Genomic DNA, 645 nt, shown 5'->3' with positions numbered 1-645 from the left:
ACGTAGGGCCGGGCGCCCGTAGGGATCGCGCCGACCAGCGGCGTCGGGTCGGGCAGCGGCCGGCGCAGCGCCAGCAGGCCGTCGTCGCCGGCGGGCAGCGGGTAACCCAGCGCCGCCGCCGTCGACAGTGCGCGCGTCACCTCGTGCAGACCGCGCTCGGGCAGCCGATGACGGACGTCGAGCAGCGTGCCGGGATAGTCCTCGCTGGCTGCGGCGATGCGCCGGACGCCGGCCATCCGCAGCAGCAGCGCGACCGGCAGCGGGCTCTGGTGGAACGAGGTGAGGATCAGCGCCTCGTCGTGGCGGCCGGCGGCGAGCCGGTCGACGAGGCCGTCGACGTCGTCGCGGCGCACCGGTGGCGGCGTCGCGTCGATCCACGGGCAGCGCCAGACGATCGTCTCGTCGACGCCGGGCAGCAGACCGGCGGCCGACCGTCCGCGGGGGCCGACGAGCAGCGTCACGTGTGCCGCCCGCGCGGCCACCGCGCGGATCGCCGGCCCGGACAGCAGAACATCGCCGTCACTGTCGAGGCGGACGACGAGGACCCGCCCGCTCACGGCCGCCCCACCGCCCAATCTCCCTCCCCGCCCCCACCCGCACCCGCGGTAAATACCGCGGGTGGAATGAAACCGCCACCGCATATCC

Annotated in this window: 1 protein-coding gene; it reads right to left on the bottom strand. The window is 75.8% G+C overall.

Annotation, left to right across the window (positions count from 1 at the left end; genetic code table 11):
* A partial coding sequence (locus ND748_RS33365) for a glycosyltransferase family 9 protein (RefSeq protein ID WP_374216108.1) occupies positions 1 to 557 on the bottom strand: 557 nt, incomplete at its 3' end.
* Positions 558 to 645 lie beyond the last annotated feature (88 nt).

This window comes from Frankia sp. AiPs1, from assembly GCF_023716945.1.
GTDB lineage: Bacteria > Actinomycetota > Actinomycetes > Frankiales > Frankiaceae > Frankia.
Note: the sequence above shows the minus strand (reverse complement) of the source record. Positions and strands in the feature narration are given on the sequence as shown.